The organism is Schlesneria paludicola DSM 18645 (assembly GCF_000255655.1).
GTDB lineage: Bacteria > Planctomycetota > Planctomycetia > Planctomycetales > Planctomycetaceae > Schlesneria > Schlesneria paludicola.
In genome coordinates this window covers 160,902-176,511 of record NZ_JH636434.1, presented here as the reverse complement: position 1 = coordinate 176,511, position 15,610 = coordinate 160,902, and the positions used below count along the sequence as shown (strand labels likewise).

The window sequence follows — 15,610 nt, the reverse complement described above, 5'->3', positions numbered from 1 at the left end:
AACACAGGTCAGCCGATTGCGTGTTGCAGGCTCGCTACGCATTTTGTCCTCGCATAACTCACAGCAGGCCCCGTTCAACATGTCTGTATTTCAGTGTTATCGAAACCGAGTCCGGTTAAGCGGACGCACCGTGGGCGACGAGACCACGGCGCGCACCGCGCTCTTGATTCATGGCTTGAATACCAACATGGCGTTTTGGCATCAGTGGTTGGTTCGATCGCTGAGTGCCTCACATCGACTGGTCATGTCCGATTTGCGTGGTCACGGATACAGCGACCTTTCCCCCGATGGCTACACCTGCGGAGAACTTTCCGATGATGCTGTCGCAATCCTGGATCACAATGGAGCCACAGTCGTTGATGTGATCGCACACAGTTTTGGTGCGGGCATCGCCTTACAACTGGCCCGGCGGTATCCCGAGCGCGTACGCAGCTTGACAATTCTGGACGGGCGACTGCGATGTGTTCAGCCCGATTTGCGCCTGGGCGAGTGGAACTGCTTTCCACGCTGGGCAGAACACTTCGCAAGAGGCGGGGTTCACCTCGATCCCAATTGGGAACTCGACTGTACCTTGCCGATGCGTCTGGACGGACTCGATTTGACGCAGGTCGATTCGCGCCTGGCTGCAGACGGTTTCTTCGTCGCGGTCTATAGCAAGCGGGCGATGGCCAAGTACCGTCAATTGCTGATGGAAACGACCGCGCTTGCCGATTTTCGAAACCCATCAGACCTGACTCGCGAGCAACTTCGCGAGGTCAAATGCCCCGTGGGACTGGTGTATGGAACGATTTCACCGTTCCTGGCGACCGGTGAGTGTCTGGCGGACGAATTCAACACCACCTTGGAGTTGGTCGAGGGATGCGGACACAACTTCCCATTCAACCACCCCGAACGGACGTTCGAGGCTATGGTCAAAGCGGGATGGCCTAACGCAACACCTTCCATTAAGGAACCCATCCGATGACCACCGCAACGGTGTCCTCCATGCCATCCACTTTCTCACCATTCGCCCCGTCCACGACCAAATCACCCGCAAAATCGCCACTGAGCCTTGGCAACTTCCGCCGCGTGGCCGAAGGGGGATTTGGCGATGGGAGCAACTCGTACGCGTATTCTTCGTGCTGGTTCGACGATCACCTCTATATCGGTTCGAATCGTGACATCCTGCCGCTGTTGATTTTGCGATTGCCCTTCGAACCACCCTTTAGTCAGCAACCTGTTCCCGTTCCGCCCGACCACTCGGGACTCGACCTGCGAGGACAAATCTGGAGGTACAGCCCGCGCACAAAAGTCTGGCAACGAGTCTACCAGGCACCGCTCGTCCCCGGTTTTGAAGGCCGCATGGTTCCCGAGGCATTCGGATTTCGTTCAATGGCCGTCTATCAAGGCGCCAGCGATGAACGTCCCGCGATTTACACTCTGCCGTTCGTCGGCCGCAACGCCATCGACGGCGTCGCCCTGCGTTCAATCGATGGCGTAACGTTTCATCGCGTTCCCGCACCACAAGTTCCGGGACTCGACGAATTGTTCGGTTCGTTTCGCTCGATGGTCGCCTTCAAAGGACGACTGTTCGCGTCACCTGCCAGTAGCAAGCCGGCACCCAAAGCGTCAGGTGTTACGGCAGATGGACGAGAAATCCATGTGACACTGGCCAACACCTCGCGCTGTTCCGCGGTCCTTTGCAGTTCCGATCCGGCCAATGGCAAATGGGAACTGAGTTCGCTGCCGCTGTTTGGCGATCGCACCAATTCCAGCATTTTCGATATGACGATTTGTGGCGATTACCTTTACTGCGGTGCCTTCAATCTTCGCTTCGGTTTCCAGCTGTATCGAACGCGCGCGGAAGGTCCACCGCCTCACGACTGGGAACTGGTATTGGATCTCGGCGCGGATCGCGGCGCATTGAATCAATCCGCGATTTCCATGGCCGAATTCCAGGGGTCGCTCTATGTCGGGACGTGCATTCAAAACAGCGGATATGACCAGCTTTATGAAGTCGGCCCGGCCGCCGGTGAAGTCATTCGTGTTCACCCCGACAAGACCTGGGATCTGGTCGTGGGCGAGCCTCGCATGACACGTCAAGGATTCAAAATCCCCACGAGCGGGATGCGTGCCGGATTCGACAATCCGCTCGCTGGATACTTGTGGCGAATGGGTGTTCACGATGGAACTTTGTACGTCGGTACCTGCGACAATAGTTCGTTCATCCCGTTTTCCAGAAACGACAAGTGGCCCGAGCATTCCAAGTTTCTGCTCGATTCGCCGTTTCTTGATCGTTACATGTCGATGGTCGGTGGTTGTGAACTCTGGAAAAGCACGAATGGTGACAACTGGACTCCCATTACGCGTAATGGCTTCGGAAACCGTTACAACCTCGGGGTACGCACCATTATCTCGACGCCAGCCGGACTATTCGTCGGAACGGCGAACTTTTTTGGCCCAAAGGTGGCCGTCCGGGGGCCGTCCGGCTGGCACTTCGAAGATAATCCTCGAGGCGGGCTAGAAATCTGGCACGGTTCACTCGAGCATTCCGATGAGCCGCACGAGAACCGAAATTTTCCAGTGGGAGTCTTCCAGGGTGAAACTCCCGACGCCGGTCCCTTCTATCGCTGCCGTCTGGCAACCTTCGAACCCACCATCTCACCGAATGATCCGATCCTGCGCCTTGCGGAAACTCCCAGCGATCTGGTTGGGTTGAGCGAGACCATCAGTGACGAATTGCGAGAGTACTTCACGGGAGAGTTGCAAAATGTCGGGTACTGGCCGACCAGAACGATCACCCCGTTCTCTGCAACGCGTGGGCTGATTGCGGAACTGTGCCGCATGTTGCCTTCGCCGCACGAAGGCGAATCGCGAAATTCGGTGCTTGCCATCGCAAAGGGCGAGTCAGAGCTCGCATCAGAACTGAGTGCCCATTTCACGGATGCGACGATCTGCTGTCGCCAGCTAGACCAACTACAAACCGTCGCGGAACGGCGATTTGACGTCGTGATCTGGATTGAAGGCCTGGAGCGTGCCGGACGAACGTCCTCGCTGGCGACTGCGATGACGATGCTTCGTCCCGGTGGATACCTGCTCATCGCTGACGGGCTTTCCAGTGCGCGAAGCAACGTCGTGCCTGAACCGTTGTCCGATCCGCTCGCAACCTACAAGACCGACCTTGACCAAGCGGGATTCCGTGAGCACCGCATCCTTGATGTCACCACCGAGACCTGGGTGCCCTTCTTTGCCCATAGCCGAAGCTTCTGGCTGGCCAAACTGCTGCTGCAACAGATCGACAGTGCTACTCAAGCCAGCATTCTCGCCGCCCTGCCCGGGGGCAACTCGCCGATTGTCCATTACGTTCTCGCCTGCACCTCCAAATCTTAGGAAACGCTTCGATGATCGAAATCTTACCAGTCAACACCACGTATGAACCATTTAGCCACGAACCGGAATATGTTGCGGCCAATCAAGGATTCGCCACACGAGTTCCACTGGGACACGTCAAAAGAATCCTGGACCTCGCATGTGGTACGGGGACCATCAGCGAAATTCTGATCAGTCTCGCTCCCGGAGCTCACCTGAACGGTGTGGATTACGATCCCGTCCAGATTGAACTCAGCTCAGATCGCTTCCGAAAACTCGGATTTGATGTGAGAACGGGCTTCGCGCTGACTGACGATGTCGTTGACGGTAAACCAGCACTGGTCTTTGGGTGTGGATCGGCAACCGACTTGCCATTTCCAGATGAAACATTCGACTGCATCACCATCGCCAACGCGATCCATGTCATTGACGATAAGGAAAAGTTGCTCAAAACCATTTCGCGACTTTTGAAACCAGGAGGCCTCTTCGGATTCAACTCGACGTTCTATTCTGGGTCCGTTCCCGAAGGAACCGATCGAATGTACATGGACTGGCTGATTCTGGCGGCGAAGTACATCGAAGAGAAAAACAAGAAGCTGGCGGCCGCGGGGGCACCGACGATCAAGCGTGTGCGTGGCACAACGCGCAAGGCGTTCACCAATCGCTGGTATAGCCCCTCCGAATGGTCCGACATGTTGGACAATGTGGGCTTGAAGACGGTGGATACCAACGAACGTCTGGTCGAACTCTCGGAACGATCCTTCACCTATGTTGGCGCGTACGGCGGACTTGCCGAAGTACTGATGAGCGGTTTCCCGGTCGAAGAAGCGGCCGAAGCCCTGCAGAATGCGGCCGGACCTGCGATGCGGGGCTGTGGAGCAACCGTGGCCCCACGAAACTATCTTGAAATGTGGGCGGTCAAATCATGACCTTCAGACCATTCGCGGACGCGGACAACGGCCCATCGGCTGCCGAATCATCCTTGGTAGGTCAGGTGGCCGTCGTCATCGGGGGAACGAGCGGAATCGGCCGTGCTCTGTCGTACGTCCTTTCTCAGCGAGGCTGTCGCGTCTATGCAGCAAGCCGATCAGGAGGCCGATCGGCATCAACAACGCAAGTGGACATGGATAACCGCTCCCAGAGAGAACCCGATGTTCCCATGATCACGGAATTGACGTGCGACGTGGCAAACCGCAGTGACGTTGATCGACTCTTTCAAAACATCGTCCATTCGCAAGGAACACTCGACATTGTTGTCAACAGTGCGGGCATTGGACGAGGCACACACAGCCGCAATGCGGTTGCAGCGGCCATGCATTTAGAAGAAAGCGAATGGCAGGAGGTCTGCGACACGAACATTCGGGGTATGTTCCTGGTTGCTCGTGCGGCTGCGGGATACATGATTCCGCAGGGGCGAGGTCAAATCGTCAATATCTCGTCGGCGCGATCCGCCCGACGTGGCCAGCCATTCGCATCCGCTTACTCTGCAACAAAAATGGCCGCCCTCGCCATGGTTCAGGCCCTGGGCGAGGAACTTGCCCCCTATGGAATTCGCGCCTGGTCGATGCTGCCCGACGCGGTCGCGACAGACCTGATCGCGAAGACGAATCTTGCAAAGCGGGGTGCAATGAACCCCATCCACCTGGGCCACGCGATCGCAGACCTGTTGAGTCTACCGTTCGATGCACGGTGGACCGAGCCGTTGTTGGCTCCATTTGGCTCAGAGTCTTTACCACATTCAACGGGAGTCATGTCGTGATCTCTTTTCAGAATATGTCCGTTGTCGTCACGGGCGGAGCCAGCGGCATTGGCCTGGCAACGGCTCGACTTCTGCTTGAGCAGGGGGCCAAGGTCCTCTTGGCGGATCTGCGCCAGAATGCCGTCGCCTTCGCGATGGCCCAACTTGCGGAATGTGTCCCGAACTACGAGGAGTCCCAGCTCTCAGGACAAGCATGCGACGTCCGTAATGCCGCCGACTGTGATAATCTGGCCGACAAGGCCCACGAACGATTCGGAACAGTCGATGCGGTTGTCCATTGTGCGGGAATTCTCCGCATGGCCAACAGCCGCCCATTACCTCTTCATGAACTGGAAGATTCGGAATACAACGCGGTCGTCGATACGAACCTCAAGGGAACGTTCCTTTGCAATCGAGCTTTCTTGCGAGGCATGACGAGTCGTCGGCATGGACAGATCGTCAATGTGTCGTCGACAAGCGGCCGTAAAGGCCGGGCGTTTGATTCTGTCTATTCCGCCTCAAAAGCAGGGGTGATTGCCCTGAGCGAATCGATGGCCGAAGAGGTACGCCCGTTTAATGTCCGCGTTCAGGTCATTTTGCCCGACGCCGTCGATACGCCTTTGTGGCAGCAGAACAATGTCGTGCAGTCGGCACCGGCGGGCGCACTTCCTCCCGAACGCGTGGCACAGATGATTCTCTTTTGCCTGAGTCTTCCACCTGACACAATCTGCGAGAATCTGGTGATCTCGCCGTTCCGATCGCGACTTGGAAAGCGTTCAGCCGGCGCTGCCCCGACGAGCAATTCCCCATGACGCGGCAACTGAGGACAAATTGAAGCCCGGAGATGTCACGACGTCAGGAGACTCTTCAAATGTCGAAATCACTGTTTCTGCTTGGACTCATTGTCGTGTCCTTCATCGCGTTTCGATCGTATTTGCGTGCTCAATCCCCGCGCGCCAAACAATCTGATTTCAGTCATTCGTTGAATCATGATGGCCGGACGCGGACTTATGAGGTCCATTTGCCCAGCCAGTATGACGCGAAGACCCCGTTACCGGTTGTCGTGAATTTGCACGGCGGAGGCGGAAATGCAACCGCCCATCGCAAGCAGACGCAGATGGATGCCTGTGCGGACAAGAATGGATTTCTCGTCGTTTATCCCGAAGGAACATCCGGTGGCGGTCGATTCTACACCTGGAACGCGGGGCTCTGCTGTGCTTATGCGGTGAAGTGGAAAATTGATGACGTCGGCTTTCTCGACAAGCTGCTTGATGATTTGCCCAAACAGTACGCCGTCGACACGCGTCGTATCTACCTGACGGGCATGAGCAACGGGTCGATGATGGCGTACCGATATGCATGCGAACGGCCTCAGCGTGTGACCGCGTTATGTGGTGTCGCGACGACATTGGGAGTTGACGGCCCAATGCCAACACGTCCGGTGCCGTTAATGCACATACACGGCCTGCTCGATCCCAATGCGCCGTTTGCTGGCGGTGTTGGCCCAAACGCGTTCTCAAAGATCAATCACCGCGCCGTGAAGGATGTCATTTCCTGGTGGTGCGGCGTAAATCATTGTGCCGTCAAGCCGTCGCTGACCGAAGACCAGCCCGACTTCCTCCACGAGCATTTTTCTCCACCTGAGGGTCAGACGGGCGCTCCGATCGAGCTATATATGTTGCGTGAAGGGGGCCATACGTGGCCTGGGGGAATCGATGTCACCCCGCGGTTGGGAACAGGAAAGCTGATTACCAACTTCGATGCCAACACACGCATGTGGAACTTTTTTAAGCAGTTCACACTGGATCAGCCGGGCTCCATGTAACCGACGGTTGAAATGAGAAGGGACAGCCACCCAGGTATCCAAAAGGCCAAGGTGCTATCTGGGTCTGAAAGGAGTCGATCGCCGTTTTCAACAGGCCGCTCTGGTTGCGAGATGGCCACCGAGAATCTTGATTTCCTGCATATTCACTACACCCGATACCTCGCCTCGTCGAAACGAGTGGTGATCTCACAAAAAATGTTGCGATCGAGTTTGCTTGCTCACTAACTTGGAACTCTTCATCGCTGACTCCAAGCAATCGACGAACCGACTCACAATCCACTCCGTAGTGTCAACTCGTTGAAATTCGAGCCCTCAAGTTCGAACCCTTCCATGCCGACAAAAACAAACTCCACAACACCGACCGCCGAGGTGGCGCAATCCGACTTGCGCGACGCGGTTCCGCACATCACCAGTCTATCGGGCTCGTCGCCGAGCAATCGACTAGGGATGGCGACCGCGCTCTTCCGCGATGGACAATTCGATCATGCGCGGGAAGAGTTATCGCGAGCCCTCGACGAAAATCCCGAGCTGGCGGAAGGCCAACTAGTGAAGGGACTGATGCTGGCGAGCTGCAAGCAGTTCGCGCGTGCCGTCGAACCGCTTCGGTTCTCGATTGAGTTAGATCCAGAGGCAGATATTCCGTACCTGGTGCTTATCAGCACTTACGACGAATTGAACGAGACCGAACTTGCCCTGGCCACTGTCAAGGCATTGCTGAACCGCCAGCCAGATCATGCCGCGGCCCTCGGATGGCAGGGCAAACTTTTGCAGAAGCTCGGCCGAAATGACGAGGCTCTTGCTGCCTGGACTAAAGCAACCCAAACATCAAAGCCAGAGGCACAATTTCATTTCGGTGCGGCCCAGATCCACCTTACCGCTAGCCGTTGGTCCGCGGCGGAAACAGAACTTGATTGTGCCCGTGCGCTCAATCCACGAGATCCAGAGGTTCTCACGGCACAGGGTGACGCGCTGTATGCCCTCGGCCGCAGTGACGAGGCGGCGGCGATCTATCGAGACGCGCTTTCGCATTCTCCGATGCACGCACCACTTTATCATCGTCTGGCCCGTTGGTTCTGGGAAAGGCACCACAAACCCGCTGCGATCGCGCTCCTCAGATCGGCCGTACAACTCGATCCCACTCTGAAAGAAGCCCACGCGCTCGTTGCCGACTACTATCAGTCATTCGATCGAGTGAATGAAGGAGTTCAATTCGCGGCCAGCTCACAAGTGGTTCGTTCCACATTTGATGCAGGTGGACAATGACACACATTCGCTTACCTGTCTCGTTGATTGCCGAAGCAGACTTCTTGCGTGATGGTCCGCGTAGTTTTCGCCTGCTGAATCGCCGGACAGGAACGCACTTTTCACTCGAAGCGCCTGAACGCTACATGGTTGGATTGCTCGGTAAATACGATTCGCCTGCCGACATTGCCCGAGAATACGAAGCGAAGTTTGGGGTTCCCTTGTTGGAAGAGACCATTTGGGAATTCGTAGGACAATTGCAACGTCTGGAGCTATTAAACCTTGCATCAATCCCAGCAGTTCCGAGGACATCTCTGACGGGGAATCCGAGCTCCACAGACGCCAGGAACGGCATCGAATCATCCAACAAGGTGGCGTCGTTGCGGCTGCCGGCTGGTACAGCATGCGTCGAATCGTCTGCTTCGCCAACCGGCGAATGCACCGTTCCGACACCGATTGCTCCTTTAGAAATTGATCCTGCAGAGACTGCCCGCGTCAACACCGCCTTCGATATTCTGGTGATGTTGTTCGGCTGGATTTTGCATCCGATTTGGCTGGTGCCAATGGTTCCGATTGTGATCATTGCCATTTGCATTCTGGTACGTCATTGGAATCAGCTCGGTGAAGAATCGACAATTTTCTGGGTGAGGTATCCGTTTGTGGAGCTGTTTCTGGCGAGTTACGTCCAGACGCAGTTTCTGATGAACCTGCCACTTGCCATCTTGACGGGGATGTGCTGTCGCTTGAATCGTGGCCGTATTCGGACATTCGGCATCAGCTATGGGAAATGGGTTCTGCCCACGGCATCATTTTCGATCGACATCGGCGATGCCTTCGTATTGATGGATTCACGTGGTCGTCGGATGCATATTGCGATCAGGCTGCTGACGCCACTCATACTGGGGGCGATCTACACCATTGCCTGGAAGGCGGGTAGCCGCGCGTCGCACATGTACCTGTTCTGGATGTGCATGGTCATGACGTCGATCGTCTTTTTCACATATCAGATCAACCCATTTTCACCCTACTCCAGCACTCATGCAGCATTGTCCTGGTACCTGGATGATTGGAAACTGCACGAGCGTGCCATGGACGAAACCTGGGCGTGGCTCTGCGGCATCCGTTCTCCTGAACCACTTGGATGGCGTGAACGTGTCAAATTGCGAACGTACGGAACCATTGCGTTTCTGATTCGTTTTTCGACCGACGTCGCGCTGTCAGTCATGGCTGTGTATTACTTGACGCGTTGGTTTGGCTCCGTCGGATTCGCCACATTTCTACTACTTGCGGGATGGTGGAATCGTGAACATCTCCGTCCAATTTGGGATTGGAGCGGATCGAGTCCACAAGAGCTGCATCGCCAGTTCACTTCCCTGCTGCACCGAAGTTCGATGGCCATTCATTCAAATGCCTCAACATCTGATACACCACACACCCACAACCAATCGTTCACCTAAATGATTGACCCGCTCTCCTTTCAGAATGTCTGCGGACAGACGGCCGCTGGCCACCTGCTGTTGGCCAAGGGGTTGTTTGAGTCTGGCCAGATTTCGGCGGCAGTCGTCGAAATGGATCGTGCGATCGAACATTCTGCGGAATTCGGAAAAGCCTACTTCTGGAAAGGAGTCATGCTGTACCTGCTCGCGCGACACGACGATGCACAAGCCTGCCTGGAACGGTCGATTTACCTGGAGCCAGAAGAGGCAACGGGTTGGTTTGCACTCGCACTGCTCCAACATGAACGCGGTCAAACCACTGCGGCCCTGCAATCCATTCGCCGCAGCCTGGCTCTCGACCCGAACAATCCTCGCGCTCACAACATGCTCGGCACGATCGCACAGAGCCAGGGAAACACTGACGAGGTCATCGCGGCCGATCGACAAGTGCTGAGACTGTCACCGGGACAGAGCCAGAATCGCCTTCGACTCGCCCATTCTCTCCAGAGTCAGGGAAACGAATCCGCCGCAATTGCAGAAGTTCTGACTTGCCTGCGGATGCAATCAATCGATGTCAATACTCGGATCTGCCTGATCAATCTGCTGTTGGCACTTGGTGAGGTCCGCACAGCGATAGCGGAATGTCACGCCGCAGCATTGTTGTTCCCAAAGAGCCCGCATCCGTTGTTGCGACTCGCCCAAATTCATGCGGAACGCAATGAAGACGACGCGGCAATCGGCGCCGCAAATGCGGCGATCCAGCGGACCCCGAAGCACCTTGAATGTGAAATGTTGCTGGGCAAGATTCGCCTTAAGCAAGGCAACCCCGACGCGGCGATCACTCACGCCCAAGCCGCGCTGGCCATTGATGCGGAACTGTTTGAAGCGCAAGAACTCATCAAAGAGGCCGAAGCTGCGGCAGCAACGATGCAATCGCAGTGACACACTTCAGCGACGCAGTTGTTCCAGGATCGAGGGATCTTGAATTTCTTGGTCCTTAGCCAAGAGAAGGACTTTGGAAACGATTTCGGCCGTGCGAGGGTCATCGTCGGCAAACGGTAGAAACAGACGTCCGCGATGCTGAGCCTGTACAGGGATGAGACACAGCGATCCACCGGGCATGCGATGTACGTTGCCGCTGCCCAGGTGGACCGCGTACTCGGCAAGTTGTCCCTTGATCAGCACGCGCGGTTGCTTGATCTTCACATTCTTGAGACCAAGTAGCAGGCAGGTTTCTTGTACAAGGGCTTCGCGCATTTCGACCGTCGATGCCGTCGCTTCTGGATCGACGCCGCCGCGATGCGCCACGCTGACGACAAGATCCAGATCGCGCATCACCTCGCTGAAGAGTCGCGGTGGCACATCGGCCAACTTGAGCGGCTTGACGTCGTCGCGGCGGTAAAACGAAATGAAATCGAGTGTCAGTCCCTCAACATCCAGTGGCGTCCCTGCCCCATACCGAAATGCGACGGACGTGGTGATGCCTTCTGCTGGAAACGCCTTAAAGACATCGTCCTGAGTGTGCCAGTTCCGCGCGTTCCAGAGCGCATTCGCCTGTTGCGGGTTTACTTGCTGCTCTGCATAACGGAACGAACGCGTTCCATCTTTGCGTTCCTGCTTCGTGACCACGTACAGTTCGCGAAAGACTTGTTTGAACGGTTGAACGCGTGCGGACTGAAAACAGTCGTGCTGCCACTTCGACCAGTCTCCGCGTTCCAGCAGGTCATGTGGATGAGCGATCCTCAGTTTGCTCCGTTTCTTGATTGCCGACGACTTTCCTGCAAAGTCGCGCAGCGCATTGCCACTTTTGTCCGGATAGCCGGCCTGAACCCCGGCAACCAGGATCAATCTCGACAGCAAGACTTTCAGCAACGCATGATCGCACAGTTGGACAAGTTCTTCTGGTTCGAACTCGTCGCCGCGACACATCGCCGCTTCGAGAGATTCCTTCATTCGAGACGCCTGCCGCCGAAGGTCAGTCACTCGTTCCAACAGCTCAACGATCCGTTTCTCTTTCTTGATTGCCGGTGGAATCGCCTTCAGTGGCTTCTCGTTCTTGACTGTCGTGACGACTGGACGCGCGAACTCGTCTAACGCGAGCGTCACAGTGACTCCCTCTTTACTGACCGAAACCGGTCCCCGTGCAAGGTCCTTCACCGCATCGGCTTCCATGGCCCATTCCAGACGCAGCGGATCAACAAACCCTGCAGTGCTGGCGAGATTTCGAAAGCCGATTTCCAGAGCCTGCATGGCCGCCGGTTTTGTGAGACTGCTCAATCCCTTTGCATACCGTCGATACTCGACCAGCATCTTGTATCGCTGAGTCAGGTCGGCGGCTTGCTTGGCCCCCGTGGCGAGCGGATAAAGCCCGATCAATCGAACCGACTCTTTCAGCTTCTTCTGTGTGACTTGGGCGAACAATTCCTTTCGGTTCGCCTTTCCCAGAAGGACCTCCCCCAGATAACTGGCTCGCTTCGCCTGGGCAGGATTTGCCGCGAACCGTGCGGCGAGTGCCAGCAAGTCCCAGCGTTTGGGTGTCAACTTCACATAGACCCGATGGAACCAGTCCACATCGATGGCACCATTGGCCCGTTCCTCGTCAGACAACGGTGTTCGCTCTGCGATCAACCGTTGCCAAGCGGATCGAGTCTGGCGATCGTCTTGCCCCTCTTGCGCCTGCTCGGCCTCGTACCCGCTGGCCGTCGCCGCCGATTCCGCATCCGCATTGATGTATTTCATGTGCGCCAGGAACCAGTACAGCCCTTCGCTGAGCCCCGACCATTGGAAATAACCCTCGACGAACTTGGTCCATTGCGGGGCAAGGAACATCAATTCAAGAATCGTTTGTTCGCGAAGCCCTGCTTTGAGACAGTCCGCGATGACGCGATTGAAATCCCCCTGCGTATCGCGTTCGAGTGGATAGGTGGAACGAACCATCTCCGTCAACGCGGGAAGTCGCGCCAATCGTGCGTCCGCCGAATAGCGATTCGTCACCTTGAATCCATTGGTGCCAATCAGTTGCAGGATTCGCCCAAGTGTCTCCACACCGAAATAACTCATCGACAACGCGGCTGAGGTCGCTGGGGTTGGTGTTTCCCCGCGTGCCAGTTCAATCTGCAAGACTCGCTCACGGCAGCGGTCTGCCAATGCCTGGATTTCTGGATGTGCCGCCAAGAGCTCACGCAATTCGCGACGCTGTTGCCGAGAGGTGATCTCGGCCAGTTCGCCAAAATGGATCGCTTGCCCACTTGAAATCCTCGGCCCCAACAACAAGTCTGTCAGATCGGTGAGCGTCGCCAATCCGGCCGCATAAGCGTGAATTGACATCTCGAGCCCCGGTCGCTGCTTTTCCGCTCCAGGAATTGGTTGGCTGTAGAAGCATGCCAAATTCCAACGTCGCTGAAATTGGGCGGGAGTTTCACGCACGTAAAGAAGCCGATTCGACAGAGCAGAATACCACTCTTCCGTCCCGTATTGATCTCTCCAATCAATCCGCACGCGATCGCGCTCGTACGGAGAAGGCGATTCGCCTGCCTCGGCGAGGATGACCAAGTCGTCATGACACGATTGTGGAACGAGCGCGAGATAGGTTTCCGCGGAATCCAGCAGATACTCTTCGACTCCTTCAGGGCGATGCAAGTAGTAGAGCCAACCTAACACGCTTTGAACAATTCCGTCATACTTCAATCGAACGGGCGATTTGCCGGATGAGATGTTCTTAATCCATTCTCGGCGATCAGGCTGTTTCGCGGCCCATTTGACCACGTCGTCCCACCAGTAGCCGCCAATCGAATCGACGAAGCGAATCGCACGCAAGAGTTCCAGCCCATCCTGGTCCTTCATCGACGAAGGTCGGTCGCGATACCACGTCTCCCAGACTTCGACAAGCGGTAGAGCCTCACGCTGCGTATCGATGGGCTCTGACAAGTTCGGCTGCGGCAGACCATAAGTCGCGCCCAGAACCTCTTCAGCCTCGACTCGATCCCAGCGTTTGTATCGAATGGGAGTCTCGCGATGCGCGTGTACCAATTGATCTAATGATTTAAGGATTTCCAACGTGGCATCAGTGAAGAACTGAACCGGCCTGACGCTGGGACGAGGCACCGGCGACAGCTCCTTCGGATTCATCAACCCGAAGGCGTCGTCAAGCGTCAGTCGCTCGGCGGGAGTCGTCAGGATCGCATCGAGTTGCGACTGTTCCTCTTTTGTTTTTTTAGAGTTCCACGAAGCATAGGCCTCGGCGCACTTCAAACAGGCCTGTCGTTCGCGGTTTGCGTCGAGCATCAGTCGAATCAGTTCGAGTCCTCCCAATCGGGTGAGGGCGTCCTTTGACTCCAGCAACCGCCCCGCAGTAGCCAATACCGCCTCGTCGGACTGATTTAAGAGCAACTTCAGTGCGCCGATCCGTAGATCGCTAGCCTTGCGAGAGAGCAAGCCCTCGATTCTCAATATCTCTGGTTCAGTCAACTCCGCACGATTGAGGGCGTCGATGGCCGCTTCACGAACATCGGGCGATGCGTTGCCAGTCAGTTCCAGCAACGTTTCGCGTGTCAACTTGTCCCACTTTTTCTGCTCCGCCAACATGCGAACAACGGCAACCCGATGATAACGGTGAACGGCCGAGAGATAGGGAAGTAAACGAGTCGGGGGAAGAGTTCCCAGAAGTCTGACCAACACGCCCGCAACATGCTCTCGTGTGGCCGCACGCCCTGTCCAAGGCCAGACAATGGGAGGCAGCATGACGGGCTTTTCGGGCATCCGGTGAAACAATTGCTCAATCAGCTCGAATCGCCTAGAGGCATGAGCTTCGAGTTCGACTGTGGCATCGTCCGCTTGAACATACTGACAACCGTCGAGCGCGACCAATGACACTTGCAAATCGTCATCGGCCAACATCGGTCGTAGAACAGATGCCACTTCGGGGAGCGCCAGTTGAAATAGAAGCTGGGCCGCCACAAAGCGCACTGTGGATGACTTGTGACTTCGAATTCGTTCTGCTGCAGAGATCGCAGCATGGGCGTCTTCGTACGCGACTGTCCAGAGCGCGAAATAGACCTCCTCGGCATCGTCGGACTTCAGGGCTTTCGACCTCGCGGTCGGTTGATCCATAAACTCGATGACACGATGAATCGCGGTGTTGATGGTTTTCAGTTGATCAGATTCATAGTTTAGTCCGCACCAGACATCGACTGCGCGTGCCACGGCACTGAAACGCGCCAGCTTCTCGTCATGGATCGTTTGCAGCATCCGCCGGAATGCCTGGGGATGAGCTTCGTCGACGGTTTCCAAAATGACCTGCCGAAGCCCTTCCTGCCTTTGGGCCGCCAGCAGCATCCGTTGCATCAAATCCCAGCCATCGGCTCGGTCCGACATCAGCAGCGCTCGCGCTGCCATGCGACTCATCCCCGCGATTTCGTGTTCGTTTCGCGCGGATTGACAAAGAATCTCGAAGACCTCATTCCCCTGAGCATCTCCGCGGTTGATGGCCGCGGCCAGAAACTGCGCCAGATAGCGATGCGAAAAGTGGTCCTCGAGATAGCTTCCCCAGATCGCCAACCATTGGGGCGTCAGCACATCAGGACGGATTCGACAGACACTGTTACTGAAGCTCTGCAGCCAATTCTTCCGGACTTCGAACGTCGACGACGTCTGATTTGGCGCCCGAAACGCACGTCGCTGATAACCCTCCTGGTAGGGTGACCGTTTCAATAGTTCCCAGGTCTCTTCCGCGATATCAGCCAGCGGTCCGAGCAGCGCCGTGAGCAGCTTGCGAAAGCGGGCCTGGGTCAGCTCGTCCAACAGCTTGAGCGTCTGCAAAGACCGTTTCTGATTCACTTGCCAGTCGGTGGTGAGAAAGCTTGTACCGTCTGCATTCCTGTCGAAAAATCCGAACCCAATTGCACGCAATTCTTTGGGAAGTTGCCGAATTGCGGCAAACACACGCGGTTCAGGCTGACCATTGTCAGACGAGGAAACCAAATATGGCTCTAAACGTTTGGCTACGACTTCCGCGGTCAGCAT

General features: G+C 56.1%; 10 protein-coding genes. 9 read left to right on the top strand and 1 reads right to left on the bottom strand.

The window, feature by feature from the left end; all coding sequences use genetic code 11:
- Positions 1 to 79 precede the first annotated feature (79 nt).
- The 9 genes from OSO_RS0101040 (at position 80) to OSO_RS0100990 (ending at position 10,531) form a co-directional block, all read left to right on the top strand.
- A complete protein-coding gene (locus tag OSO_RS0101040; protein WP_083842747.1) occupies positions 80 to 964 on the top strand; it encodes an alpha/beta fold hydrolase in 885 nt (294 codons plus the stop codon).
- The gene (locus OSO_RS47280; RefSeq protein ID WP_010581736.1) at positions 961 to 3,369 is read left to right on the top strand and encodes a hypothetical protein; all 2,409 of its coding nucleotides are present in this window, start codon (positions 961 to 963) and stop codon (positions 3,367 to 3,369) included. The genes OSO_RS0101040 and OSO_RS47280 overlap by 4 nt, the downstream gene beginning before the upstream one ends.
- Before the next feature lie 11 nt (positions 3,370 to 3,380).
- Positions 3,381 to 4,277 (top strand): class I SAM-dependent methyltransferase, encoded by an 897-nt coding sequence (locus tag OSO_RS0101030; RefSeq protein ID WP_010581735.1) that lies wholly within the window; start codon positions 3,381 to 3,383, stop codon positions 4,275 to 4,277.
- Positions 4,274 to 5,107 carry an SDR family oxidoreductase gene (locus tag OSO_RS0101025; protein WP_010581734.1) on the top strand — a complete coding sequence of 278 codons (834 nt, stop codon included), beginning with the start codon at positions 4,274 to 4,276 and terminating at the stop codon, positions 5,105 to 5,107. The genes OSO_RS0101030 and OSO_RS0101025 overlap by 4 nt, the downstream gene beginning before the upstream one ends.
- Positions 5,104 to 5,898 (top strand): SDR family oxidoreductase, encoded by a 795-nt coding sequence (locus OSO_RS41625; RefSeq protein WP_010581733.1) that lies wholly within the window; start codon positions 5,104 to 5,106, stop codon positions 5,896 to 5,898. Before OSO_RS0101025 ends, OSO_RS41625 begins: the two co-directional genes overlap by 4 nt.
- 59 nt (positions 5,899 to 5,957) lie before the next feature.
- Positions 5,958 to 6,911: a CE1 family esterase gene (locus tag OSO_RS41620; RefSeq protein ID WP_010581732.1), complete on the top strand. Its 954-nt coding sequence runs from the start codon at positions 5,958 to 5,960 to the stop codon at positions 6,909 to 6,911.
- Positions 6,912 to 7,241: 330 nt separating this feature from the next.
- Complete coding sequence (locus OSO_RS0101000; protein ID WP_083842746.1) at positions 7,242 to 8,174, top strand: tetratricopeptide repeat protein; 933 nt, start codon at positions 7,242 to 7,244, stop codon at positions 8,172 to 8,174.
- Positions 8,171 to 9,610, top strand: coding sequence for a hypothetical protein (locus OSO_RS0100995; RefSeq protein WP_010581730.1), 1,440 nt, complete (start codon positions 8,171 to 8,173; stop codon positions 9,608 to 9,610). Before OSO_RS0101000 ends, OSO_RS0100995 begins: the two co-directional genes overlap by 4 nt.
- A complete protein-coding gene (locus tag OSO_RS0100990) occupies positions 9,611 to 10,531 on the top strand; it encodes a tetratricopeptide repeat protein (protein WP_010581729.1) in 921 nt (306 codons plus the stop codon).
- A 6-nt stretch (positions 10,532 to 10,537) separates the two neighbouring features.
- On the opposite strand, the gene OSO_RS0100985 is transcribed toward OSO_RS0100990, so the two are convergent.
- Positions 10,538 to 15,610: a DUF5724 domain-containing protein gene (locus OSO_RS0100985; protein ID WP_010581728.1), complete on the bottom strand. Its 5,073-nt coding sequence runs from the start codon at positions 15,608 to 15,610 to the stop codon at positions 10,538 to 10,540.

What these genes read in the sequence shown, in the direction of transcription:
- OSO_RS0101030 (WP_010581735.1), top strand. Translation starts at nt 3,381, where the DNA reads ATGATCGAAATCTTACCAGTCAACACCACGTATGAACCATTTAGCCAC.
- OSO_RS0101025 (WP_010581734.1), top strand. Translation starts at nt 4,274, where the DNA reads ATGACCTTCAGACCATTCGCGGACGCGGACAACGGCCCATCGGCTGCC.
- OSO_RS0100995 (WP_010581730.1), top strand. Translation starts at nt 8,171, where the DNA reads ATGACACACATTCGCTTACCTGTCTCGTTGATTGCCGAAGCAGACTTC.
- OSO_RS47280 (WP_010581736.1), top strand. Translation starts at nt 961, where the DNA reads ATGACCACCGCAACGGTGTCCTCCATGCCATCCACTTTCTCACCATTC.
- OSO_RS0100990 (WP_010581729.1), top strand. Translation starts at nt 9,611, where the DNA reads ATGATTGACCCGCTCTCCTTTCAGAATGTCTGCGGACAGACGGCCGCT.
- OSO_RS0101000 (WP_083842746.1), top strand. Translation starts at nt 7,242, where the DNA reads ATGCCGACAAAAACAAACTCCACAACACCGACCGCCGAGGTGGCGCAA.
- OSO_RS0100985 (WP_010581728.1), bottom strand. Translation starts at nt 15,610, where the DNA reads ATGCTGACCGCGGAAGTCGTAGCCAAACGTTTAGAGCCATATTTGGTT.
- OSO_RS41620 (WP_010581732.1), top strand. Translation starts at nt 5,958, where the DNA reads ATGTCGAAATCACTGTTTCTGCTTGGACTCATTGTCGTGTCCTTCATC.
- OSO_RS0101040 (WP_083842747.1), top strand. Translation starts at nt 80, where the DNA reads ATGTCTGTATTTCAGTGTTATCGAAACCGAGTCCGGTTAAGCGGACGC.